Genomic DNA, 22,364 nt, shown 5'->3' on the forward strand with positions numbered 1-22,364 from the left:
GCGGGGGGAAGTCGGCGATGACGACGGCGCAACGACCGACGCTCGAAGCGGTGGCCCGCCGGGCCGGGGTCTCCCGGGCCACCGTCTCGCGCGTGGTGAACGGCTCCACCACGGTCGCCGAGCCCATCCGGGAGGCGGTGCACCGGGCGGTGGAGGAGCTGGGGTACGTGCCGAACCTGGCCGCCCGCAGCCTCGTCACCCAGCGGACCGACTCCATCGCCCTGGTCATGCCGGAGGCGGCCACCCGGGTCTTCTCCGACGACCAGTTCTTTCCCGGCATCATCCGCGGGGTCAGCCAGGAGCTGGAGGCCGCCGACAAGCAGCTCGTGCTGATGCTCGCCGGCTCGCCGGCCGGGCACGAGCGGGTCGCCCGCTACACGACCGGCCGGCACGTCGACGGCGTGCTGTTCGCGTCGTTGCACGCGGCCGACCCGCTGCCCGCCCGGCTCGCCCGGCTCGGCATCCCGGTCGTGTGCAGCGGCCGGCCGCTCGACGACGCCCCGCTCCCCTACGTGGACGTGGACCACGTGAGCGGGGTGGGCCGCGCCGTCCGGCACCTCATCGACAGCGGCCGGCGACGGATCGCCACCATCGCCGGCCCGCAGGACATGGTGGCGGGCATCGAGCGGCTCGCCGGCTACCGGGACACGGTGGCCGCCGCCGGGCTGGCCGAACGGGTGGCGACCGGGGACTTCACCCGGGAGTCCGGGGCGGCCGCCATGCGGCGCCTGCTCGACGCGCATCCCGACCTGGACGCCGTCTTCGTCGCCTCCGACCTCATGGCGCAGGCCGCGCTGCGTACGCTGCGCGAGGCGGGCAGGCGGGTGCCCGACGACGTGGCCGTGATCGGTTTCGACGACACCGAGACAGCGGCCTACACCGAGCCGCCGCTGACCACCGTCCGCCAGCCCATCCAGGAAATCGGCCGGCAGATGACCCGGCAGCTGCTGCGGCTCGCGGCCGGGGAGACCATCGAGCCGGCGGTCACGCTCCCCACCGAGCTGATCCTGCGCGAATCCGCCTGAACCGACCGGCGGCGCCGTTAATCGGTCGAGGGCCGGACGACCCGGCGGTAGCCTCGCGCGGATGACCGGACCCGTACGCCTGATCCCCGTCCCCGATCTCTCCACGGTCGCCGAGTACGCGTACGCGGCCACCGTCGAACCACCGGCCCGGCTGGTGTTCACGGCCGGCGCGTGCCCGTTGGACGGCGAGGGCCGTACCGTGGCTCCGGGCGACCACGCTGCACAGACCCGACAGGTGATGGCCAACCTCGCGACCGCCCTCGCGGCGGCCGGCGCCCGCCTCGACGACGTGGTCAAGACGACCGTCTACGTGGCGTCGCCCCGACAGGAGGACCTGGTCGCGGTCTGGCAGGTGGTACGGGACGCGTTCGGCGACCACGAACCGCCGAGCACGCTGCTCGGGGTGGCCGTGCTCGGCTACTCCGACCAGCTGGTCGAGGTCGAGGCGATCGCCGCGGTGCGCAACGATGGCTGACCCCCGGATCCGCACCGCCCGGCCCGACGACGCCGCGGACGTGGTGGCGCTGCGCGCCATCGTCTACCCGTACCTGGTGCGAGGGGTCGCCTCGACCCGGCAGATGATCGCCGAGCCGCCGCCCGACGAGGAGTGGACGGCGTTCGTGGCCGAGGTCGACGCCCGGGTGGTCGGCTGGGTGTCGGCGTACCGGAACATCCGCACCTCCGAGCCCGACTTCGGCGAGGTCTCGCTGCTGCACACGCATCCCGAGCACCGTGGCCGGGGCATCGGCACCGCCCTCCTGGAGGCGGCACTCGACCACCTCCGCCCGCTCGGGGTGCGGCGCGTCCGCACCTGGGCCCTGGAGGAGTCCCTGCCGTTCGCCCGCCGGCACAACTTCACGCCCAGCCGGGAGATGCGCTACTCGGCGCTCGACCTGGATCCGGTGCCGTCGATGCCGGCGGCACCCGCGGGCGTACGGTGGCGGCCGCTGACCGACCTGGACCCGGAGCGGCTCTACCGGGCGGAGGTCGCCGCGGCCTCGGACGAGCCGGGTGACGTGCCCTCGGACGCGGTCACCTACGAGATCTGGCGGTACGACGTCTGGGAGAACCTCGGCCTGGACAAGGACGCGAGCACGGCCGCCGAGGTGGACGGTGAGGTGGTGGCGTTCAGCCTGGTCAAACGGGACGGCGACCGGATGTGGTCGGACTACACGGCCACCGTGCCGCGCTACCGCGGGCGGGGGCTGGCCCGCCTCACCAAGCAGGCGGCGCTGCACCGGGCCGCCGCCGGCGGGGTGCGCACGGCGTACACCTCGAACGACGAGGCGAACGCCCCCATGCTGGCGGTCAACGCCCGGCTCGGCTACCGGCCGGTGGCCACGCAGTGGTCCTGCCTGCGTGACCTGACCTGAGCCCCGCGAAGAGGTCGTCCTCCGGCCGGCTCACCGGCACCCGCGTCTCGGCCAGCTCGTAGTCCTCGGTCGGCCAGACCCGCCGCTCGATGTCCCGGGAGTGGGCGAAGAAGGGGTGCGCCGGGTCGGCCTGCGTGGCGTGCGCGAGCAGCGCCCGGTCCCGGGTGGCGAAGTGCTCGGCGCAGGCGATCCGGGTGGTGACGGGTGGCTCCGGCAGGCCCTCGGGCAGCTCCCGCAGCACCTCGTCCATCGCCGACGGAAGCCCGGCGGCCCGGGTGGCGTCGTGCAGCGCCTGGAACCAGGCACGGCTGAACGAGACCAGATAGTAGAGCTTCGCGACGGCCCACGCCGAGCCCGCCTCGGGGTTGGCGGCCGGATCGGCGGCGACGTCGAACGCGTGGCGGGCGACCCGGTGGGCCATCACGTGGTCCGGATGCGGGTATCCGCCGGTCGGGTCGTACGTCACAAGGACCTGCGGGCGGAACTCGCGAACCAGCGCGACCAGCGGGGCCGCGGCCACGTCGACCGGGAGCCGGGCGAACGCGTCGGCGGGCAGGTCGGCGCCGCCGGCCGGCAGTCCGGAGTCGACGAAGTCGAGGAACCGCTGCCGTACGCCGAGCACCGCCGCCGCCCGCGCCATCTCCTCCCGGCGGACGCGGCCCAGGTTGGCACGCACCTCCGGGATGTCCAGGGCGGGATTGAGGACGTCGCCCCGCTCGCCCCCGGTGCAGGTCACCACGAGCACGTCCACGCCCTCGGCCGCGTACCGGGCCAGGGTCGCCGCGCCCTTGCTGGACTCGTCGTCGGGGTGCGCGTGCACGGCCATCAGTCGCAGGGAGTCGGTCATGTCAATCCCCTGCGGTGGCGAGCAGGTCGAAGGCGCGGGCCCCGGCCTCGGCGAGGATCCCGGCCACCTGCTCCTCGTCGTGCCCGGCCCGGATCAACCGGAACGCCTCGGCGAAGAGCACCCGGTACGCCCCGGCGAGCTGCGCGGCGACCAGCCGCGCCGTGAGGTCGTCGCCGGCCGTCGCCGGCTCGGCGGCGAGCTGCGCGGCGAGCGCCCGTTCCCGCAGGTCGAACAGCTCCCGCAGACGGGCGGCGAGCGCGGGGCTGTCCTCCACGAGGCGTACGAAGGGCTCGCCCGCGAACCCGACCGCCGCCTCGCGCCGTGCCACCGCCTCGGCGTACCGCCGGCGCAGCGCGTCCCGCACCGGTTCGCCGGCCGGCCGCTCGGCGACGGCGCGGGCCAGCAGCGCCACGAACTCCTCGGCGATGTCGAGGACCAGGTCCTCCTTGCGCGGGAAGTAGTTCGTCACGGTCATCTTCGCTACCCCGGCCGCCGCCGCGATCTCCGCGATGGTCACCCGCTCGTAGCCGCGTTCCAGAAACAGCCGGGTCGCGATGTCCGAAATGGACTGCCGCGTCTGCCGCTTCTTGCGTTCGCGGAGGCTGCCGTCGATCGTCACGCCGGCCAGCATACATGGGTCCGACCTAAAAATAGGCTTGGCCTAAAGATCGGCCCGCCCTAGCCTGGTCGCCCGACGGAAGGAGGAGCGCATGAACCTGCGCATCACCTGGTGACGGACGACGGCCCGCCCGGCCCGTGCGACTTCGCGTGCGGGCCGGGCCGGGCTCAGAGCGACGCGGCGACCCGCTCGGCGGTCGCGTACGTGTCGGCGCCGAAGAGCACGAGGCGGGCCTCGGTGACCCGGCCCGGGGCGGCCGCGCGCAGCACGGTCAGTGCTTGACGTACAGCGTCCTCGACTGGCCAGCCGTAGACGCCGGCTGAGATCAGCGGGAAGGCGACGCTCCCGGCGCCCAGGTCGTCGGCGACCGCGAGGCTGTTCGCGTAGCAGTCGCGCAGCAGCGCCGAGCGGTCCTCGCTCGCCGACCAGACCGGACCGACGGTGTGGACGACCCAGCGGGCCGGCAGCCGGCCGGCCGTCGTGGCGACCGCCTGGCCGGTGGGCAGGCCCCGGCCGTACCGGGATGCCCGCAGGGCCCGGCACTCCGCGAGGATCTCCGGACCGCCCCTGCGGTGGATCGCACCGTCGACGCCGCCACCGCCGAGCAGCGAGGAATTGGCGGCGTTGACGATCACGTCGACCCGCTGGGCCGTGATGTCCCCCTCGATCAGGCTTACCCGCATGTCACGTCTCCTGGATGGGCTGGCCGAGCGAGCGGCGGGCGAGCAGCGTGGCACCGGCCACCGCGGCCGGCATGACGAGCACCGCGCCGAGCGGGATCAGGAAGCAGAGGAAGACCGCCACGCCGAAGCCGAGCGCCGTGGGCCGGTCCGCCTTGAGCCGTGCCCGCCGCTCCGGCAGCCGCATCCCGCGCCGGTAGAAGGGCGCCCCGACGAGTTCGACGGCGAGGAACCACCCGCCCACCGCCGCCCCGATCACCGGGACCACGATCTGGCCCACCACGGGGATGAAACCGGCGAGGAAGAGGGGGATGCCGACCAGCGTCGAGAGGGCCACCAGGCGTACGGAGTCGGCGAGGCTGCGGCGCAGCGACGACCAGAATGGCACGTCCACCGCGCCCGGCGTGCCGCCGAGCCGTTCCTCGACCCGCTCGGAGATCGCCTCGTAGAACGGGTCGCCGATGACCAGGGTGACCGCCGTGAAGGTGACCACGCCGAGCAGGCCGCCCAGCCCCAGGATGGCCAGCCCGGCGACCACCCGCACGAGGTTGCGCCAGGTGGCCGACCAGTCGTCGGCGAACGGGGTGACGAGCGCCGCGAGGTCGTCGACGAACCAGACGAGGACGGCGAACGCGGTGAGGAAGACGGCGCTGGAGATCAGCGCCGGCACGATGCCGAGCAGCATGAGCTTCGGGCTGCGCACGTACAGGCCGATGCCGCGCAGCAGCAGGCCCGCTCCGGAGAGGAAGCGGCTGGCGGCTCCGGTCACCGGGCGGGCGATGCTGGTCACGTCCACGTCCGGAGAGCCTAGTGGCTGCCGGCACATCAACCGGTTGGTGGATCGCTCGGGTCAGCCCTCGCCGGCCCTGATCGTCCCCGGCCGGTCGATGCCCCGCCGGGCCCGCGCCGCGACGCTGGGATGGCACGACTCCCGGGGAAGGACGGTGCGATGCGATGCCGGTCATCGAGGTGACGAACCTGCACAAGCGGTACGGCGATCTGGTGGCCGTGGACGACGTGACGTTCACGGTGGAGGGCGGGGAGATCTTCGGGATCCTGGGCCCGAACGGCGCCGGTAAGACCACCACCGTGGAGTGCGTCGCCGGGCTCCGCGTCCCCGACGGGGGCGGGGTGTCGGTCCTCGGGCTCGACCCCCGCCGGGACGCGGCGCCGCTGCGCGAGCGGGTGGGGGTGCAACTCCAGGAGAGCCAGTTGCCGGACCGGCTGCGGGTGGGCGAGGCGCTGGACCTGTACGCCTCCTTCTACCGGGACCCGGCCGACCCGGGCGAGTTGATCGACAGGCTGGGCCTGGGCGCCAAGCGGGGCACCCCGTACAAGAAGCTCTCCGGCGGCCAGAAGCAGCGGTTGTCGATCGCGCTGGCCCTGGTGGGCAACCCGGAGATCGCGATCCTCGACGAATTGACCACCGGGCTCGACCCGCAGGCACGGCGGGACACCTGGGGGCTCATCGAGCAGGTCCGTGACAGTGGAGTGACGATCATCCTGGTCACCCACTTCATGGAGGAGGCCGAACGGCTCTGCGACCGGATCGCCGTCATCGACCGGGGTCGGGTCGTCGCCCTGGACAGCCCGGCCGGCCTGGTGTCGAGGGTCGCTCCGGAGCAACGCGTCCGGTTCCGGCCGTCCGCCCCCGTCGACGACCAGCTCTTCACGGACCTGCCCGAGGTGACCGCCGTGCAGCGCACGGGCGGCCACCTGGTCGTGACCGGGACCGGGGAGCTGCTGCACGCGGTCACGTCGGTGCTCGCCCGCAACCAGATCGTCGTCGCCGACCTGCGGCTCGAACAGTCCACTCTCGACGACGCCTTCGTCGAGCTGACCGGTCACCGGACCACCGACTGAGGGAGAACGGCATGCGCGCCTTCGGGCAGATCCTCAAGATCGAAACCAAACTCTACCTGCGGGACTTCGCCGCGCCGCTGGTCACCGTCGCGTTGCCGCTCGCGCTGCTGCTGGTGTTCGGGCTGATCCCGGCCGGGCGCCAGCCCGAGGCGCAGTTCGGCGACCTGTCCTTCATCCAGTATTTCGCCCCGTCGCTGCTGGTCATCACGCTCGCCATGACGGGGGTGAACATCCTGCCCACGGTGCTGGCCACCTACCGGGAACGCGGGGTGCTACGTCGGCTGGCCACCACCCCGGCCAGCCCGGGCGCGCTGCTGGCCGCCCAACTGGTCATCTCGCTCGTCACCATCCTGATCAGCGCGCTGCTGCTCGTCGTGGTCGGCCGGCTGGCCTTCGACGTACCGCTGCCCCGGCGCCCGCTGGGCTTCACGCTGGCCCTCGTCCTCGGTACCGCGTCCCTGCTCGCGCTGGGGCTGCTGGTGGCGGCGGCAGCGCGGACGGCCAAGGCGGCGCAGGCGCTGGCCGTGCCGCTGTTCCTGGTGGTGATGTTCTTCGGCGGCGTCTACGTGCCCCGGTTCCTCCTGCCGGACGTCCTGGTCCGGATGGGCGACTACACGCCGCCCGGCGTGCAGGCGCTGCTCGATGCCTGGACCGGCACGTCACCGCGACCGCTGCACCTGGCCATAATGGCAGCGGTCGCCCTGCTCGCGGGCACGGCGGCAGCCAAGATGTTCCGCTGGGAATGAGCGGGTACCCGATGACAAGCACCGCCGAGCAGGTCGACCGGCTGGCCGCCTGGGAGGACCGCGAGGCGGTCCTGCACAAGGTCGTGCCCTACGTCGGGCTGGGCGTCGGGGCGCTGCTCACCACCGCCGCGCCGGCGCCGGTCGGCCTCTCGCTCGTCCCCGATCTGTTGGTCGCCGCGGCGGCGGCCTGCTGGATCGCCTGGTTCGTCAACCTGCACCCGGAGTGGGTGACGCGACGCGCGCTCATGGCGGTCTACTACGTCGGGCTGCTCGCATTCGGTGCGGTGCTGGTGCTCGACAGCCCGTGGTACGGCTTCTTCGCCTGGGCCGGTTTCGTGCACGCGGTCCTGCTGCCCGGCAACTGGCGGTTCGCCGGGGTGGCCGCCTCGGCCGTCCTCGCGGGCACCGCGCAGGGCGGGGGCGTCCCGTCGTCCCTGTCGCACGGGGTGCTCTGGCTCGTGCTTGTCGCCTTCAACCTGGGCGTGGCCGGTGCCGTGACCTGGTTCAGCACCATCAACGACCGGCAGCACGCCAACCGCAAGCGGCTGGTCGAGGAGCTGGCCGAGGCGAACCGCCGGCTGGCCGAGACCATGCGCGAGAACGAGGGGCTGCACGCCCAACTGCTGGCCCAGGCCCGGGAGGCCGGGGTGACCGACGAGCGGCAGCGCATGGCCCGCGAGATCCACGACACGCTCGCCCAGGGGCTCACCGGCATCATCACCCAGTTGGAGGCCGCTGGGCAGGCCCGCGACCGGCGGTCGGACTGGCAGCGGCACGTGGACAACGCCATCGCCCTGGCCCGGGAGAGCCTCACCGAGGCACGCCGGTCGGTGAGGGCGGTCCGACCCGAGGCGCTGGAGTCCGTCCGGCTGCCCGACGCGATCGCCGAGCTCACCCGGCGGTGGTCGACGATCAACGAGGTACGCGCCGAGGTGAGCGTGACGGGCGACGCCCGGCCGCTGCACCCGGAGGTCGAGGTGACCCTGCTCCGGGCCGCCCAGGAGGCGCTGACCAACGTGGGCCGGCACGCGAAGGCGTCCCGGGTCGGCCTCACCCTGTCCTACATGGAGGACGTGGTGACGCTGGACGTCCGCGACGACGGCGTGGGTTTCGACGTGACCGGCCGGCCGGCGGTCCCCGGCTCCGACGGTGGATACGGCCTGACCGCCATGCGGCAGCGGGTCGCCGGTGTCGGCGGCGAGCTGGCCGTCGAGAGCGAGCCGGGCGGGGGCACCGCCGTCTCGGCGTCCGTGCCCGCGCTGTCCGGAGGTGCCTGTTGACCGACCCGGTACGACTGCTCATCGTCGACGACCACCCGGTGGTGCGCGACGGGCTGCGCGGCATGTTCGACGGCGACCCGGGCTTCGAGGTGGTCGGCGAGGCCGCCGACGGCGCCGAGGCGCTCGCCCTCGCCGCGCACCACCACCCGGACGTCGTGCTCATGGACCTGCGGATGCCCGGGATGGACGGGGTGACGGCCATCGGGCGGCTGGCCCGCTCCGGCAGCGCGGCACGGGTGCTGGTGCTGACCACGTACGACACGGACGCGGACGTGCTGCCGGCCATCGAGGCCGGCGCCACGGGCTACCTCCTCAAGGACGCGCCCCGCGACGACCTCGTCCGCGCCGTGCGGGCGGCCGCCCGCGGCGAGCCGGTGCTCTCGCCCAGCGTGGCGGGCCGCCTGATGGGTCGGCTCCGCACGCCGGCCGAGGAACCCCTCAGCCAGCGGGAGCTGGAGGTGCTCACCCTGGTGGCACGCGGCTCCTCGAACCGTGAGACCGCGGCCCGGTTGTTCATCAGCGAGGCGACGGTCAAGACCCACCTGTTGCACGTCTACGCGAAGCTCGGCGTCAACGACCGGGCGGCCGCGGTGGCCGCCGCGTACGACCGGGGCCTGCTCACTCCCGGCGGTCGCTGACCGGGGCAGGATGGACCGGTGCGGGCGTCCCGGTTGATCTCGTTGTTGCTGCTGCTCCAGTCGCGGGAGACGATGACGGCCGCCGAGCTCGCCCGGGAGCTGGAGGTCTCCGAGCGGACCATCTACCGGGACGTGCTGGCGCTCTCCGCCGCCGGGGTGCCCGTCTACGCCGACCGGGGGCGGACGGGCGGCTACCGCCTGCTCGGCGGCTACCGGACCCGGCTGACCGGGCTGACCCGGGACGAGGCGGAGGCGCTCTTCCTCGCCGGGCTGCCCGGGCCGGCCGGCGACATGGGGCTGGCCGACGCCGTGGCGTCCGCCGAGCTGAAGGTGCTCGCCGCGCTCCCGCCGGCCCTGCGCGACGCCCCCGCCCGCGCCGGCCAGCGGTTCCACCTGGATGTGCCGGGCTGGTTCCGCGAGGTCGGACCGCCGCCATGGCTCGCCGAGCTGGCCGGCGCGGTGTGGCGGGACCGGACGGTCCGGCTGCGCTACCGGCGCGGCGACCGCGAGGTCGACCGGGCGCTGGCCCCCTACGGTCTCGTGCTCAAGAGCGGCACCTGGTACCTGGTGGGCCGGGTCGGCGACGGGTACCGGACGTACCGGGTGGACCGGGTCACCGCCGTCGAGGTCGGCGGGGAGACGTTCGACCGCGACGAGGCGTTCGATCTGGCCGGGTACTGGCGCGAGCAGGCCGAGGCGTTCCTGCGCGGCATGCTGCCGGCCGAGGTCACGCTCCGGTTGAGCGCCGCCGGCCTGCGCCGGCTCCGCCACCTCGTCGACGCCCCCTTCGTGTACGAGGAGGCGGTCGCCGCCGCGGACGGCCCGGACGGGCAGGGCCGGGTGGTGCTGCGCCTGCCCGTCGAGTCGGTCGAGGTGGCGTACGCCCAGCTGCTCACGCTGGGCCCCGAGGTGGAGGTGCTCGATCCGCCCGAGCTGCGGGCGCTGATGGCCGGGGCCGCCGAGCGGATGGCCGGCCTGTACGCCGCGCCGCGCCCGGACGACCCCGACGCGCCCGGTCAGCGGTAGCCGCTGTCGTCCGCCGGCTTCCCGGGCGCCACCACCTCGTCGTGGTAGCGCGCCCAGTTCGGTCGGGTGCCGTCGACGTCGGTGAAGCCGTACACCTGGGCCAACCCGCCACTGTCCACGGACCGGCCGTGCCAACGGGCGCGGTCGGGATCGGCGGCGAGGGCCGCGACCGCCCGCCCGACGAAGGCCGGCGTCTCGGACATGACGAAGTGCGGCTCCTTCGCGGCGCCGTCGCGCCAGTTCTCCTCGGTGACCCCGTAGTGCTCCAGCATCGCCTCCGAGCGCAGCCACCCGGGGGTGAGCGCGACCGCGGTGCAGCCGTGCGGCTCCAGCTCGTGGGCCCAGGAGAACGCGAGCCGGTTCACGGACACCTTGGCCAGGTCGTAGAAGACCGAGAGCCGGTAGGTCCTCTCGTTGTACGCGGTCGTGCCGTCACCGATCTCCACGACCAGGCCGCCGGGCCGGCGGATCAGCAGGGGCAGCGCGAAGTGGGCCGTGATGATGTGGGTGTCGATCGCCAGCCGCAGGGTGCGGAAGCCGGCGTCGAGCGGCTGCTCCCACACCGGCTTCTCCCAGGTGACGAGCGGGTCAGCGCCCCAGATGTCGTTGACCAGCACGTCGAGCCGGCCCTGTTCGGCGTCGATGCGGGCGACGAGGTCCCGCACCTGTTCTGGCACGAGGTGGTCGACCCGGACCGCGATGCCCTCGCCGCCGGCCGCCGTCACCAGCTCGGCGGTCTCCTCGATGGTCTCGGGGCGGTTCATCTCGGACCGGCCGGCCCGGCTGCTGCGCCCGGTGGCGTAGACCGTGGCGCCGGCCGCGCCGAGCTGCACCGCGATCTGCCGGCCGGCGCCGCGGGTCGCCCCGGCCACGAGCGCGATCTTTCCTGTCAGCGGTTTCGTCATGCCACCGAGGCTGCCAGCGATACCTGACAGCGGAAGTCCGTTTTTCCTTGTCGACTTCGGCGGCGGGTGTCACTGCACGTCGAACTCGTTGCCCTCGGGGTCGGCCATCGTGGTGTGCCGGCTGCCGTACTCGTCGACCTCGCGCAGCACTGTCGCGCCGAGCGCCGTGAGCCGCTTCACCGTCACCTCGCGGTCGGCCGGGCCGGCGTGCACGTCGATGTGCAGCCGGTTCTTGCCCTGCTTCGGCTCGGGAACGGCCTGGAACAGCACCCGGCGGCCGAGCCCGGTCCCGCTGGCCGGGTCGACCGGGTCGTCCGGGTGGCGCACCGCGGCGAGCTGACGGAACGCACGGCGGCCGTCGACCTCGACGTACGTCTCGGGCCCGATCGCGCCGGCCGCGACCAGCCGGTCGACCAGGTCGCTGTTGTCCTCCAGCTCGTAGTCGAGCGCCGCGGCCCAGAACCGCGCCAACGGGATCGGGTCCGCACAGTCGACGACGAGCTTCCAGTTCAGGGCCATCGCGTCCTCACCTCCGACCGGCGACCCGCCCGATGCGGGCCGCCGCTGTAACCGTTTATAGTGGTTACGTGACGGACGACGCAAGCGGACTCACCCTGGTCTCCCTGACGGGCACCCGCTACCGCTTCGACCCGGGCGCCCTCAGCCTGGAGTTCCTCACCACCGGCGGCCCGGGCCCGGTGGGCCGCCGGTACGAGGCCCTGCACCGGCCGGCGGATCTCGCCGCCTGGCTCGCGCTGTCCCGGCTGCGCCTCGACCCGGCCCGCGTGGAGGTAGACCCGCAGGAACTGGCCACCGCGCGCCGGCTTCGGGACGCGCTGTGGCGCCTGGCCTGCGCGCGGACCGGCGGGCGGCCACCGAGCGACGACCCCGCCGACTTCGACGCCACCCCCGCGGACCTCGCCACGCTCAACGAGGTCGCGGCCGGGGCGCCCCTGGTCCCCGAGCTCACCGCCGAGGGGTCCCGGCGGTGGGCGCTACCGGCCCGGGGCGGGCAGGCGCTCGCCACCATCGCCCGGGACGCCGTCGACCTCTTCTCGGGCCCCTACGCGGGGCGCATCCGCGAGTGCGGGGCCCACAACTGCCACCTCGTCTTCGTGGACACCTCGCGCCCCGGCCAGCGCCGCTGGTGCTCGATGGAACGCTGCGGCAACCGGCACAAGGTCCGGTCGCTGCGCGCCCGCCGCACGGAGGACTGACCGTCCTCAGTCGACGAGGCGGATACGCACCCGGCGGTTCGCCCGGCCCTTGCTCTCCACCTTCACGACCTGCACCTTGCCGATCTGCGCGGTGGAGGCGACGTGCGTGCCGCCGTCGGCCTGCACGTCGAGCCCCACGATGTCGACGATCCGCACCTCCTGCTCGTCCGGCGGGATGAGGTTGGACTGGGTACGGATGATGTCCGGCAGGGCGAGCGCCTCGGCCCTGGGCAGCACTCGCGTCGCCACCGACCGGTCGGCCGCCACCTCGGCGTTGACCAGCTCCTCGATCCGGGTCTTGAAGTCCGTGGGGACCTCCGGAAGGTTGAAGTCCATGCGCGCCTCGCCGGGCTCCATGTTGCCGCCGGTGACCAGCGCGCCGAAGTCCCGGAAGACGACGCCGCAGAGCACGTGCAGGCCGGAGTGGGTCCGCATCAGCCGGCTGCGCCGCTCGTCCTCGACGGCGCCGGTGACCGTGGTGCCGGCCGGGGGCAGTGGGTCACCCTCGGCGGGGATCAACCAGAGGTCGTCGCCCTTGCGCGTCCCGACGATCCGGGTCTGTACGCCCTGCCAGAGCAGCACCCCGTGGTCCGGCGGCTGGCCACCCCCACCGGGATAGAAGGCCGAGCGGTCGAGGACGATGCCCTGCTCCGGATCGGCGTGCAGCACGGTGCACTGCCACTCGCGCAGGGACGGGTCGGCGAGGTCCAGCCGGTGCGTCCGGCCGTGATGTGTGACACCCATGTCAGGGCAGGTTACTCGTTGAGGAACCCGGAAATCCGCTCCCGCAGGTCGGCGCGCTCGGTCCAGAGCACGCCCGGCCGGTCGTACACGTGCAGGGTGGCCGCCGGCAGCACGGCCGCGAGCCGTTCGGCCACCTCCACCGGATGGAGGTCGTCGCCCGCGCAACCGATCACCAACGCGGGCGCGGTGACGGCCGACAGCGCCGCGATGTCCGGGAGCGGGACCTGATCCGGCAGGCTGGTCAGCCCGGGGCCGAGCCCGTCGCGGAGCAGCTGGTCCAGCCGCTGGCGCAGGTACGCCCAACCGGCCGGGGTGTTGCGCACCGCGGCCGGCAGCTCGACGCTGACCGCCTCGGCGAGCGCTGACGCGTCCCCGCTCTCCACCGCGTCCAGCAGCGAGGTGAGGCGTTGCCGCGCCACCTCGCCGCGCGGCTCGTCGAGCACCGCGGGCAGGAAGAAGACCAGCCGCTCGAAGCGTTCCGGGCTCTCGCCCAGCAGGGCGCAGAGCGCGCCGGCGCCGAGGCTCGCGCCGAAGGCACGGGTGGCCCCGCCCAGGTCGGCAACCGCCCGCAGGTCACGGGCGAGATCCTGGTACGTCCACGGACCGGGCGGCGCGTCCGAGCGGCCGTGCCCGCGGAACTGGAAGAAGATCTTGCGGCCGGCGACGCCGCTGCCGAACGGCCGGGTGGTGGCGATGCCGTTGCCCAGCCCGTGGGCGAACACGGTCACCGGGTCGCCGGCGCCGGTGACGAGCCGTTCCAGGCGTACGTCGTGCGGGGTGGCGACCAGCTCGGTCTCCGGCTCCGGCAGGGCGGGGCGCCCGGTGCGCGGGCCCCCAGGACCGGGACCCCAGGTGCGGGGCCCGCCGTCGGGCGGTGGTGGCCAGCGGAAACTTCTCACCAGAACCCTCGGCCGTCGCTGAGGTCACGCAACCCCACACGGACGTCGAGCAGGTAGATGAGCGCGGCCGCGATCCCGATCAGTCCGAAGAGGCTGATCGGCCCGAAGCCGAGCAGGGTGAGCACCAGGCAGACGGCCAGGATGGCGATCCAGCCGCCCTTGGGCAAGGTGCCGATGGCATTGAAGGCGTCGGACCGCTGGGTGATGGCGTGCACCAGCGCGACGCCCTGGATGATGAGCGCGAACACGAGCAGTACCAGCTCGATCACGTAGCGGACTTCGAAGGCGAAGAGCGGCGCGGCGTAGGCCATGACGGCAAGCTTATGCCGGCGACCCCGGATACGTCCGACAAGGACGCCTCCGGGGTCGCCGGCGCACAGTGCTACTCGGCGGCCGGGCGGGTCCGCTTGGTGGTCCGCGGCAGCTTCGCCGACGGGGTGTCGGCCGGCTTGGCCGCCTTCGTGGCCTTCGTGGCGCGGGGCTTCCGGACGGCGGCCGGCTTGGCCTCGGCGAGCTCGGCCACCTCGGTCGGGCTCGGCGCCTCGGCCGGGGTCGCGGTGGCCCGGGCCGGCTCGGCCTCGGTCTCCGTCGCCTCGATGTCGGCGTTCACGGTCTCGGCGGCCTCCAGCACACCGGCGCCGACCACGCGCTCACCCCGGGCCACCAGCGCGCCGTACGCGGCCAGCGCCCGCTCCTGGGCGGCCTGCGCGCCGGCCAGCACGACGGCGGCGTTGCGGGTCGCGGCCCCGCGCAGCTTGTCCAGGTCGGCGACCTCGCGTACGCGGTTGAGGTCCGCCGCGGCGCGCAGCTTGTTCAGGTCGAGGTCACCGGCGGCGGCCTTCTCCCGCAGGGCGCCGGCGGTCTGGTTCGCCGCGCGCAGCGTCTCGTTGGCCTTCTCGCGCAGCTCGAAGCCGGTCACCACGGCCTTGCCGCCCAGGTCGGCGACGACCTTCGTGCCGAGTTCGCTGACCACCGCGGGCAGCTTGCGCAGCTGCTGGAGGGCCAGCTCGCCGGCGCCGGCTGCCGCGTAGATCGGGGCCGGAATGCGGTTGGTCTTCGGCTGGGTCATGACAATTCCTCCTCGGCCGACTCCGCGGCCTTCGGGGCCGCCGGTCCGGCGGCCGTCCTGTCGGGGGTCGTGGTGGCGGGGGTCGTGCGGGCTTGTGGGGCGGGCGCCGGGCCGGCCTCGGTGACGGCCACCGACTCGAGGACCGCCTCGGTGGGCGTGCCGTCCGAAGTGGTGGGGCCGGTGGCGGCCGGGTTGACCAGCCCCGCCGACTCGGTCGGCGTGGCCGGCCGGCCGGTCTCGGCCGCGGGCTCCTCCTGGGCCGCGCTCGCCGCCGCCGTCGCCTCGGCGAGCCGGGCGTTCTCCCGGCGGAAGGTCTCGTAGATCTGGCTCAGGGACTGCTTCTGCGCCATGGTCAGGTCGGGGTCCACGGCGATCGCGGCGAGCACGCCGTGGCCCTCCTTGTCGTCCAGCAGCCCGGCCCGCAGGTACATGGCCGGGGTGGAGACCCGCAGCGCGCTGGCGAGCTGCTGGAGCACCTCGGCGCTGGGCTTACGCAGGCCACGCTCGATCTGGCTGAGGTACGGGTTGCTGACCCCCGCCTGCTCGGCGAGTTGGCGCAGCGAGATCTTCGCGTTCCGCCGCAGGTCGCGAATGAACCCGCCGATGTCGGGAAGGTCCTTACCGGTGGCCATGCACTCGACGGTAGCCCAGGGTGCTAGCTCCTGCAAGCGAAATGCTAGCCAGAGTTAGCGACGTCTCATCTATGCGCTTGCGTGCCCCGTCGTCCGGTGCGTACGGTCCTCCGATGACCAAGATCGAAGTAAATGGCGCGATTCTCGCGTACGACGAAGCCGGCGAGGGCAGCCCGGTCGTGCTCCTGCACGCGGGCATCGCGGACCGGCGGATGTGGCGGGGGCAGGTGGACGCGCTCGCCGCCCGGCACCGGGTAATCGCCCTCGACCTGCGTGGCTACGGCGACTCGGAGTTGCCACCGGCGCCGTTCGCGCACCACGACGACGTGGTCGGCCTGCTCGACGCGCTCGGTCTGCCCCGGGCGGCGCTGGTCGGCTGCTCGTTCGGCGGCAGGGTCGCGGTGGACACCGCGCTGACCCACCCCGACCGGGTCTCCGCCCTGGCGCTCTTCGGCGCCCCCGTCTCCGGCTACGAGTGGTCCGAGGAGACCGAACAGCTCTGGGAAGAGCTGGTGGGCGACGTCGACCAGGAGGACTTCACCGCCACCGCCGCCGGTGAGGTGCGGTTCTGGGTGGTGGGCCCGACCCGCCGCCCCGAGGACGTCGACCCCGAACTGATCCGCTTCGCCGAGGAGATGGACCGGCGGGCGCTCGCCGCCGAGCTGGCGCTCAGCGCCGTCGAGGTCGGCGAACTCGACCCGCCCGCGATCGACCGGCTCGGCGAGCTGCGCGTCCCCGTACTGGTCGGTGTTGGCGCGGACGACCTCGCGGACATCCGGCGCCTGGCCGACCGCATCGCCGACGAGGCGCCGGGAGGCGTACGGATGCCGGACATTCCGGACGCCGCCCACCTCGCACCGCTGGAGCGCCCCGAACCGGTCAACGCGGCGCTGCTCGACTTCCTGCCCTGAGCCGGCAGGTCACCAGAGGGGGCGGACCGCTCCGACCGGGACGCCCCCACCGAAGAGCGGCACCTCGGCGTACTCGGTGAGCACCGGGGCGTCGACGCCCAGCCGCCGCAGCGCGGAGACGAGCACCGGGGTCCGGGCCCGGGCCGCGCCGTCGTCGATCTTCAGGGCCACCGCCCCGACGCCGGGCAGGGCCGCCGCGATCACACCCTCCGCGCCGACCTTGGCGAGCAGGCCGGGGATGCCACGCATCAGCCGGGTGTCGTCGGCCTGGGTGCCGCCCACGACCTCCGGGTACGCCCGCATGGCGTCGGCCACCGTCCGCGCCTCCGAGCCGACCTCGGCCGAGACCAGCCGGAGGAACGCCCCGGCCAGCCCGGTGAGCGAGACGGCGAGCACCGGCGCGCCGCACCCGTCGACGCCGACGGCCGCCACCTCCTCGCCGGTGAACTCCTCGATCGCCGCCCGCAGCCGCTGCTGCAACGGGTGCTCGGGCCGCCAGTAGCCGTCGACCGGCCAGCCATTGGCGCGGCAGGTGAGCAGCATCCCGCTGTGCTTGCCCGAGCAGTTCATCTGGATCCGGGTCGGTCCGCCCCCGGCGCGCAGCACCGCCGTCCGGGCCGCCTCCCCGACCGGCAGGTCCGGCGGGCAGTGCAGCGCCGACTCGTCCAGCCCGGCGCGGGCCAGCAACGCGCCGACCCGCTCCAGGTGGAAGTCCTCGCCCGCGTGGCTCGCCGAGACGAGCGCGAGGTCTGCCGGATCGGTCAACGACAGGCCGGCGCGGAGCATCCCGATCGCCTGCATGGGCTTGCTGGCCGATCGCGGGAAGACCGCCGAGACGACGTCACCGGCCGCGGCGACCGGTGCCCCGGAGGCGTCCAGCACCACGACCGACCCTCGGTGCACTCCCTCGACGAACCCGGACCGGACCACCTCGGCGAGCGGCGCGCCGCCCTCGTACGTCTTTGCCACGCTGTGGACGGTACCGACGGTGTGACGGCGGCCGGCGGCCGGGTGACCAGGTGGTACGGAAATCAGTGACAGGAGTGACCGTAGGGGCCGGCCTTACAGGCCGAGCAGCTCGCGGGCCTCGGCGGTGGTCAGCGGTGGGCGCTGGGCGAGCTGCGCGAAACCGACCGCGCGGGCGACCAGCTGCATGTTGGACTCCACCGGCCGGCCCTTGGCGTACGTCACCGTGTCCTCCATGCCGACCCGCAGGTGGCCGCCGGTCGAGAGCGACGCGAGCAGGACCGGGATGGTGCTGCGGCCTATGCCGGTGGCCGAGAACGTGGTCCCCTCTGGGAGGTCCCGCAGCATCTGCCGCGCCGCCACCAGCGTCTCGGTGGTGCCCGGCATACCGCCCGGCACACCCATCACGAAGTCGACGTGCACGTGCCCGCCGTGCGGCAGCCCGTACCTGCCGAGGAGGCGCTGGAGCGCGGTCAGGTGGCCGAGGTCGAAGATCTCGTACTCCGGCACGACGCCGCGCTCCTGCATGCGCGTGTGCAGCTCGACGATGAACTCCCAGCGGTTGAGGAAGACGTCGTCGCCGAAGTTGACCGTGCCCATGGTGCAGGACGCCATGTCCGGCGCGGCGTCGAGCACCGCGAGCCGGTCGGCCTCCGGGTCGGTGACGGCGCCGCCGGAGGAGAGCTGGACGATCAGGTCGGTGCTCTCCCGCAGCGCGGCCACCGTCTCCCGCAGCCGCCCCTGGTCGAGCGTCGGCCGGGCCTCGTCGTCACGGATGTGGACGTGGATCACGGCGGCGCCGAGCGCCTCGCACTCCTTCGCGGTGAGCAGCAGCTCGTCGAGGGTCACCGGCAGCGCGGGGACCTCCGCCTTGGCCGACTCGGCACCGGTGGGGGCAACGGTGATCAACGTCCCTGTCGTCATGCCCGGATCCTAGACGCCGCCCGAGCCCAGGTCGATCGCGCGACCGGCGCGCACCCGACCCCGCCCACCGCCCTGTTGATCAAGAGGTTTGCGTCGCGTCCGGCGCGGAATCCGACGCAAACCTCTTGATCACCGGGAGGGGGCGGGCGCGTGCGGCCTCCGGCGCCGGGGTCACTCCGGGTCGATGGCGGCGACCGTGGTGTCGATCATGAGGCGGGCGTCCTCGGGCACGTTGCGCTTGACGACCCCGAGGGCGATCTGGCCCAGCTCGTAGTGGTGCACGGCGGTGCCCACGAAGCCGACGGCCCGGCCGTCGAGGGTCACCGGCGTCCCGGCCACCGGCGGCTGGTCCGTGGTCACCCCGTCCAGGTGCAGCAGCACGAGCCGGCGCGGCGGCCGGCCCAGGTTGTGCACGCGGGCCACCGTCTCCTGGCCCCGGTAGCAGCCCTTGTCGAGGTGCACCGCGGAGCCGATCAGGCCCACCTCGGCCGGGATGGTCCGGTGGTCGGTGTCGACACCGACCCGGGGCCGGCGGGCGGCCACCCGGATCGCCTCGTACGCCCAGAGCCCCGCGACCGGCACCCCGGCGCCGCGCAGCTCCGCGACCACCTGGTCCATCGTCTCCCGGGGGACCAGCAGGTCCACCCCGAGCGGCACGCGGCGCGCCCAGCCGCCCGCGGGCAGCGGCTTCACCGCGTACCGCACGCTCGGCCGCGCCGGCAGCTCACCGTGCCGGAACTTCGGGCCCGGCACCGCGACCGCGTCGGGCGCGGCCAGCCCGGTGACGCCGAGCGTCTCGAGCGCGCCCGGCGCCTCCGGCCCGACCAGGGAGAGCACGGCGTAGTCGGCGGTGGCGTCCCGCGGCTCGACCTTGCTGAAGAAGCGCATCTTCTCCAGGTACGTGAGCAGCCCGGTGGTCGCGCCCGGCTCGGTGTCCAGCCAGGTGGTCAGGCCGTCCTCGGCGACCATGGCGTGCTGCTCGATGTGCCCGTTCGGGGAGAGCACCAGCAACTCGGTGCCCTCACCGGCGACCAGGTCGGCGAGGTGCTGCGAGGTGAGCGTGTGCAGCCAGCTGGCCCGCTCCTCGCCGGGCACCGCTACGACGCCCCGGTGCGACCGGTCGACCAGGCCGACGGCGGTGTCCAGGGCCCGCTGCTCGCGCATCGGGTCGCCGTAGTGGGCGGCGACGCCGCGTACGCCGGCCTCGGCGTGTACCGGCTCGGGCTGGTCGCGGCTGGCCTCGTCGATGCTCTCGACGGCCACCGCACCCGCGATGTCGATCATTCCTGGTCCCCGTTCTCGCAGCATGCGCAGACACCGAAGAGTGACACGTGCCCGATGTCGACGCGGAACCCCCGCTGGGCGGCCAGCTGCTCGGCGAGCGGCCGGAGCATCTCGGGGTCGATCTCGTCGATCGCGCCGCACTGCCGGCAGACCAGGTGCACGTGCTGGTGCTCCCCGGCGGCGTGATAGGTCGGCGAGCCGTGCGACAGGTGGGTGTGTGTCACCAGGCCGAGCCGTTCCAGCAGCTCCAGGGTGCGGTAGATGGTGGTGATGTTCACACCCGCGGCCACCTCACGCACGGCGGTGTGCACCTGCTCGGGCGTGGCGTGGCCGAGGTCCAGCACCGCCTGCAGGACGAGCTGCCGCTGCGCCGTCAGCCGCAGCCCACGGGAGCGGAGCATTTCCGCGAGGGAGGATTCGGACACCATCCGATCATAGTTCGCCGTTCCGCCGGTCCCGGTTCACCTCGATGGCCGCTACGCTCGGCGGTCATGGTGGCATCGAGGATCGCCGTGCTCGGTCGCGGCGCCGTCTCCGCCGGGGAGCCCGTGCTGCGCGGCGACGACCTGGGGGTGCTGCGCGGTGACGGGCTCTTCGAGACCATGCACCTGCGCGACGGGCAGCCCTGGCTGCGGGACGCGCATCTCGCCCGGCTCGCCCGCGCCGCGGCGGCTGTCGAGCTGGCGCTGCCCCCACGGGCGGTGCTGGTCGGGCTGCTCGACGCCGTCCGGGCGGGGTGGCCCGCCGACGTGGAGGGCGCGCTGCGACTCGTCTGCACCCGGGGGCCGGAGGGCGGTGGGCCCCCGACCGTGTACGCCACCCTCGCCGAGGTCCCCGCGGCGTCCCGCCGCGCCCGGGCGACGGGAATAACCGTGGCCACCCTGCCGCTCGGGGTGCCGGCGGCATCCCGGGTCGAGCTGGACTGGCTGCCGGCGGGAATCAAGTCGACGTCGTACGCGGTGAGCACGGCCGCCCGGCGCTGGGCGCAGCGGGCCGGCGTGGACGACGTCCTCTGGATCTCGTCCGACGGCTATGCGCTGGAGGGCCCGACCGCCAACCTGGTGTGGCTGGCCGGCGACACCCTCTGCACGGTGCCCGCCGCCACCACGGGCATCCTGCCCGGCACCACCGCCAACTGGCTGCTCGGCCACGCGGGCGACCTGGGCCTCACCGCCGCCGAGCGGATGGTCACCCCGTCGGAGCTGCGCGACGCCGACGGCCTGTGGTTCAGCTCGTCGGTGCGGGGCCTCGCCGAGGTCACCGCCCTGGACGGCGAGGCGCGGCCCCGCTCGGCGCACACCGCGGCCCTGCAGAAGCTCCTCGGGTTCCCCGTCCCCGCCGACGCCGACCGGCCCTGATCGCCCGGTGGGCGTCTCCGCCCGTGACTCCGCCGGCGAGGAACGGGCGCCTCAACCTCCGACGCGGATGAGGCGTGCCGACAGGTGCGGGTTGAGCCCCTGGCCGACCGCGGCCATCTCCTGGGCGTAGAGCAGGGCGCCCTCGACGATGCCGAAGAGCCGGTGCCCCGCCGTGACCTCCTTGGCCGTCGCCGTCCGCACCACGGCGTCGGTGACCAGCTCGACCTGCGTGCCGCTGCGCCGGCCGAGGTACAGCTCCATGACCCCGGTCGGGGTCATGAGCGTGACCTCGAGCTCGTCCGTGGCGCGGTCACCGTCGAACACCGGACGCCACCAGCCGACCTCGCGGCCGGCCGGGCGCACCGGGCGGCTCTGCTCGTCGAGGATCCACGCCCGCGACTCGTAGAACAGGAAGGGCCGCCCGTCGTGGCTGATCCGGATCTCCTGCGCGAAGTCGAAGTCCTCGATCGTCGGGTAACCGCCCCGCCCGCGGCCACGCCACACCCCGATGTAGGGCAGCAGGCCGTCCAGGGCCGGGTGCAGCTTCGGGCCGACGCGCAGGTCGTGGCTCTCCTCGTACGGGTACGGGTCGACCGGCGGCGCGTTCAGCCACGGTGGCGGCTGCAGCGGGTTGTCATCCGACGGGTTCGCGCTCACCGGGTCTCCTTCGCTCGCGACTGCGGGGCTCGCAAACCCGGCTCACTCCTCGCGCTCACCGGGTCTCCTTCGCTCGCGACTGCGGGGCTCGCAAACCCGGCTCACTCCTCGCGCTCACCGGGTCTCCTTCGCTCGCGACTGCGGGGCTCGCAAACCCGGCTCACTCCTCGCGCTCAACCAGTTTCCTCTCGAGATGCGTACGGCCAGGTAGATCAGGCCACCGGCGAGCGCGCCCAGGCCGGCGACCAGCAGGCTGACGAACCCGATCTCGGTAACCATCGCGGCCATCCTATGCTGGGCGGCATGGCGCGCACTCTCGTCGTCAAGGCCACCGCGGGGGCGGACGCCCCGGAGCGGTGCGCCCAGGCGTTCACGGTCGCGGCGACGGCGGCCGCGGCCGGTGTGGAGGTCTCCCTCTGGCTGACCGGCGAATCCACCTGGTTCGCGCTGCCCGGCCGGGCCGAGGAGTTCGAGCTGCCGCACTCCGCCCCGCTGGCCGAGTTGCTGCACGTCCTGCTCACCACCGGCACGGTCACGGCCTGCACCCAGTGCGCGGCCCGCCGGGAGATCGGCCCGGACGACGTGCTCCCGGGCGTACGGATCGCCGGGGCCGCCGTCTTCGTCGAAGAGGCTATGGCCGAGGGCGCGCAGGCCCTCGTCTACTGACTCCACCTCGTCCACCTGCCGAAATGTCCGGTACA

The 22,364-nt window shown here is 73.9% G+C and carries 28 protein-coding genes and 1 pseudogene; 12 read left to right on the forward strand and 17 right to left on the reverse strand.

Annotation, left to right across the window (positions count from 1 at the left end):
- The first annotated feature begins 17 nt into the window (after positions 1-17).
- The 3 genes from D7193_RS20295 to D7193_RS20305 all read left to right on the forward strand — a co-directional run bounded on the left by D7193_RS20295 (position 18) and on the right by D7193_RS20305 (position 2,398).
- The gene (locus tag D7193_RS20295) at positions 18-1,025 is read left to right on the forward strand and encodes a LacI family DNA-binding transcriptional regulator (RefSeq protein ID WP_120781063.1); all 1,008 of its coding nucleotides are present in this window, start codon (positions 18-20) and stop codon (positions 1,023-1,025) included.
- Between the two features lie 61 nt (positions 1,026-1,086).
- Positions 1,087-1,500 (forward strand): RidA family protein, encoded by a 414-nt coding sequence (locus D7193_RS20300; protein ID WP_120781064.1) that lies wholly within the window; start codon positions 1,087-1,089, stop codon positions 1,498-1,500.
- Positions 1,493-2,398, forward strand: coding sequence for a GNAT family N-acetyltransferase (locus tag D7193_RS20305; protein ID WP_120781065.1), 906 nt, complete (start codon positions 1,493-1,495; stop codon positions 2,396-2,398). Before D7193_RS20300 ends, D7193_RS20305 begins: the two co-directional genes overlap by 8 nt.
- Here D7193_RS20305 and mca read toward each other — a convergent pair.
- The 4 genes from mca to D7193_RS20325 all read right to left on the reverse strand — a co-directional run bounded on the left by mca (position 2,334) and on the right by D7193_RS20325 (position 5,370).
- Entirely contained in the window at positions 2,334-3,245 is a 912-nt protein-coding gene (gene mca, locus D7193_RS20310) for a mycothiol conjugate amidase Mca (protein WP_174242674.1), read from the reverse strand. The two genes, D7193_RS20305 and mca, sit on opposite strands and share 65 nt — an antisense overlap.
- A gap of 1 nt (position 3,246) precedes the next feature.
- Positions 3,247-3,864 carry a TetR/AcrR family transcriptional regulator gene (locus tag D7193_RS20315; RefSeq protein ID WP_241563215.1) on the reverse strand — a complete coding sequence of 206 codons (618 nt, stop codon included), beginning with the start codon at positions 3,862-3,864 and terminating at the stop codon, positions 3,247-3,249.
- Positions 3,865-4,031: 167 nt separating this feature from the next.
- Entirely contained in the window at positions 4,032-4,547 is a 516-nt protein-coding gene (locus D7193_RS20320) for an O-acetyl-ADP-ribose deacetylase (protein ID WP_120781067.1), read from the reverse strand.
- Position 4,548: 1 nt separating this feature from the next.
- On the reverse strand, positions 4,549-5,370 hold the full coding sequence (locus tag D7193_RS20325; protein ID WP_120781068.1) for an EI24 domain-containing protein: 822 nt from the start codon (positions 5,368-5,370) through the stop codon (positions 4,549-4,551).
- Between the two features lie 128 nt (positions 5,371-5,498).
- Here D7193_RS20325 and D7193_RS20330 point away from each other — a divergent pair, with 128 nt between their 5' ends.
- The 5 genes from D7193_RS20330 to D7193_RS20350 are packed head-to-tail and all read left to right on the forward strand — an operon-like array spanning position 5,499 to position 10,097.
- Positions 5,499-6,407, forward strand: coding sequence for an ABC transporter ATP-binding protein (locus D7193_RS20330; protein ID WP_120781069.1), 909 nt, complete (start codon positions 5,499-5,501; stop codon positions 6,405-6,407).
- Between the two features lie 11 nt (positions 6,408-6,418).
- Positions 6,419-7,153, forward strand: a complete 735-nt coding sequence (locus tag D7193_RS20335) for an ABC transporter permease (RefSeq protein WP_120781070.1) — start codon at positions 6,419-6,421, stop codon at positions 7,151-7,153.
- 11 nt (positions 7,154-7,164) lie between these two features.
- Positions 7,165-8,433, forward strand: a complete 1,269-nt coding sequence (locus D7193_RS20340) for a sensor histidine kinase (protein ID WP_241563217.1) — start codon at positions 7,165-7,167, stop codon at positions 8,431-8,433.
- Positions 8,430-9,071: a response regulator gene (locus tag D7193_RS20345; protein WP_377456058.1), complete on the forward strand. Its 642-nt coding sequence runs from the start codon at positions 8,430-8,432 to the stop codon at positions 9,069-9,071. The genes D7193_RS20340 and D7193_RS20345 overlap by 4 nt, the downstream gene beginning before the upstream one ends.
- Before the next feature lie 18 nt (positions 9,072-9,089).
- Positions 9,090-10,097, forward strand: a complete 1,008-nt coding sequence (locus D7193_RS20350) for a helix-turn-helix transcriptional regulator (RefSeq protein WP_120781072.1) — start codon at positions 9,090-9,092, stop codon at positions 10,095-10,097.
- Here D7193_RS20350 and D7193_RS20355 read toward each other — a convergent pair.
- A complete protein-coding gene (locus D7193_RS20355; RefSeq protein ID WP_120781073.1) occupies positions 10,088-11,002 on the reverse strand; it encodes an SDR family oxidoreductase in 915 nt (304 codons plus the stop codon). The two genes, D7193_RS20350 and D7193_RS20355, sit on opposite strands and share 10 nt — an antisense overlap.
- A gap of 69 nt (positions 11,003-11,071) precedes the next feature.
- Positions 11,072-11,521, reverse strand: a complete 450-nt coding sequence (locus tag D7193_RS20360) for a VOC family protein (protein ID WP_120781074.1) — start codon at positions 11,519-11,521, stop codon at positions 11,072-11,074.
- Positions 11,522-11,589: 68 nt separating this feature from the next.
- Here D7193_RS20360 and D7193_RS20365 point away from each other — a divergent pair, with 68 nt between their 5' ends.
- Entirely contained in the window at positions 11,590-12,219 is a 630-nt protein-coding gene (locus D7193_RS20365; RefSeq protein ID WP_206611929.1) for a CGNR zinc finger domain-containing protein, read from the forward strand.
- A gap of 6 nt (positions 12,220-12,225) precedes the next feature.
- On the opposite strand, the gene D7193_RS20370 is transcribed toward D7193_RS20365, so the two are convergent.
- The 5 genes from D7193_RS20370 to D7193_RS20390 form a co-directional block, all read right to left on the reverse strand.
- Positions 12,226-12,963 (reverse strand): alanyl-tRNA editing protein, encoded by a 738-nt coding sequence (locus D7193_RS20370; protein ID WP_120781076.1) that lies wholly within the window; start codon positions 12,961-12,963, stop codon positions 12,226-12,228.
- An 11-nt stretch (positions 12,964-12,974) separates the two neighbouring features.
- Complete coding sequence (locus tag D7193_RS20375; protein ID WP_120781077.1) at positions 12,975-13,862, reverse strand: alpha/beta fold hydrolase; 888 nt, start codon at positions 13,860-13,862, stop codon at positions 12,975-12,977.
- On the reverse strand, positions 13,859-14,173 hold the full coding sequence (locus tag D7193_RS20380) for a DUF2516 family protein (RefSeq protein ID WP_120781078.1): 315 nt from the start codon (positions 14,171-14,173) through the stop codon (positions 13,859-13,861). Before D7193_RS20380 ends, D7193_RS20375 begins: the two co-directional genes overlap by 4 nt.
- A 71-nt stretch (positions 14,174-14,244) precedes the next feature.
- Positions 14,245-14,931, reverse strand: coding sequence for a hypothetical protein (locus D7193_RS20385; RefSeq protein WP_120781079.1), 687 nt, complete (start codon positions 14,929-14,931; stop codon positions 14,245-14,247).
- Positions 14,928-15,563 (reverse strand): helix-turn-helix domain-containing protein, encoded by a 636-nt coding sequence (locus D7193_RS20390; RefSeq protein WP_120781080.1) that lies wholly within the window; start codon positions 15,561-15,563, stop codon positions 14,928-14,930. Before D7193_RS20390 ends, D7193_RS20385 begins: the two co-directional genes overlap by 4 nt.
- A 113-nt stretch (positions 15,564-15,676) precedes the next feature.
- On the opposite strand from D7193_RS20390, the gene D7193_RS20395 reads away from it, so the two are divergent.
- Positions 15,677-16,474, forward strand: a complete 798-nt coding sequence (locus D7193_RS20395; protein WP_174242675.1) for an alpha/beta fold hydrolase — start codon at positions 15,677-15,679, stop codon at positions 16,472-16,474.
- Positions 16,475-16,483: 9 nt separating this feature from the next.
- On the opposite strand, the gene D7193_RS20400 is transcribed toward D7193_RS20395, so the two are convergent.
- The 4 genes from D7193_RS20400 to D7193_RS20415 all read right to left on the reverse strand — a co-directional run bounded on the left by D7193_RS20400 (position 16,484) and on the right by D7193_RS20415 (position 20,076).
- Positions 16,484-17,443 (reverse strand): asparaginase, encoded by a 960-nt coding sequence (locus tag D7193_RS20400; RefSeq protein ID WP_174242676.1) that lies wholly within the window; start codon positions 17,441-17,443, stop codon positions 16,484-16,486.
- A gap of 93 nt (positions 17,444-17,536) precedes the next feature.
- Complete coding sequence (locus D7193_RS20405) at positions 17,537-18,364, reverse strand: beta-keto acid cleavage family enzyme (protein ID WP_120781083.1); 828 nt, start codon at positions 18,362-18,364, stop codon at positions 17,537-17,539.
- 171 nt (positions 18,365-18,535) lie between these two features.
- A complete protein-coding gene (ygfZ, locus tag D7193_RS20410; protein ID WP_120781084.1) occupies positions 18,536-19,648 on the reverse strand; it encodes a CAF17-like 4Fe-4S cluster assembly/insertion protein YgfZ in 1,113 nt (370 codons plus the stop codon).
- Complete coding sequence (locus D7193_RS20415) at positions 19,645-20,076, reverse strand: Fur family transcriptional regulator (RefSeq protein ID WP_120781085.1); 432 nt, start codon at positions 20,074-20,076, stop codon at positions 19,645-19,647. The genes ygfZ and D7193_RS20415 overlap by 4 nt, the downstream gene beginning before the upstream one ends.
- Positions 20,077-20,139: 63 nt before the next feature.
- On the opposite strand from D7193_RS20415, the gene D7193_RS20420 reads away from it, so the two are divergent.
- A complete protein-coding gene (locus D7193_RS20420; protein WP_120781086.1) occupies positions 20,140-21,006 on the forward strand; it encodes an aminotransferase class IV in 867 nt (288 codons plus the stop codon).
- Between the two features lie 51 nt (positions 21,007-21,057).
- Here the strand turns inward: D7193_RS20420 and D7193_RS20425 are convergent, their stop codons facing one another.
- Positions 21,058-21,663: a heme-binding beta-barrel domain-containing protein gene (locus D7193_RS20425; protein WP_120781087.1), complete on the reverse strand. Its 606-nt coding sequence runs from the start codon at positions 21,661-21,663 to the stop codon at positions 21,058-21,060.
- 180 nt (positions 21,664-21,843) lie between these two features.
- Positions 21,844-21,942: pseudogene (mtfM, locus tag D7193_RS34615) on the reverse strand (small membrane protein MtfM); the annotation flags it as partial.
- 12 nt (positions 21,943-21,954) lie between these two features.
- Between mtfM and D7193_RS20430 the strand changes: the two are divergent.
- The gene (locus D7193_RS20430) at positions 21,955-22,329 is read left to right on the forward strand and encodes a DsrE family protein (RefSeq protein WP_120781088.1); all 375 of its coding nucleotides are present in this window, start codon (positions 21,955-21,957) and stop codon (positions 22,327-22,329) included.
- Positions 22,330-22,364 lie beyond the last annotated feature (35 nt).

The sequence above is a fragment of the Micromonospora costi genome (assembly GCF_003626655.1).
Taxonomy (GTDB): Bacteria; Actinomycetota; Actinomycetes; order Mycobacteriales; family Micromonosporaceae; genus Micromonospora; species Micromonospora costi.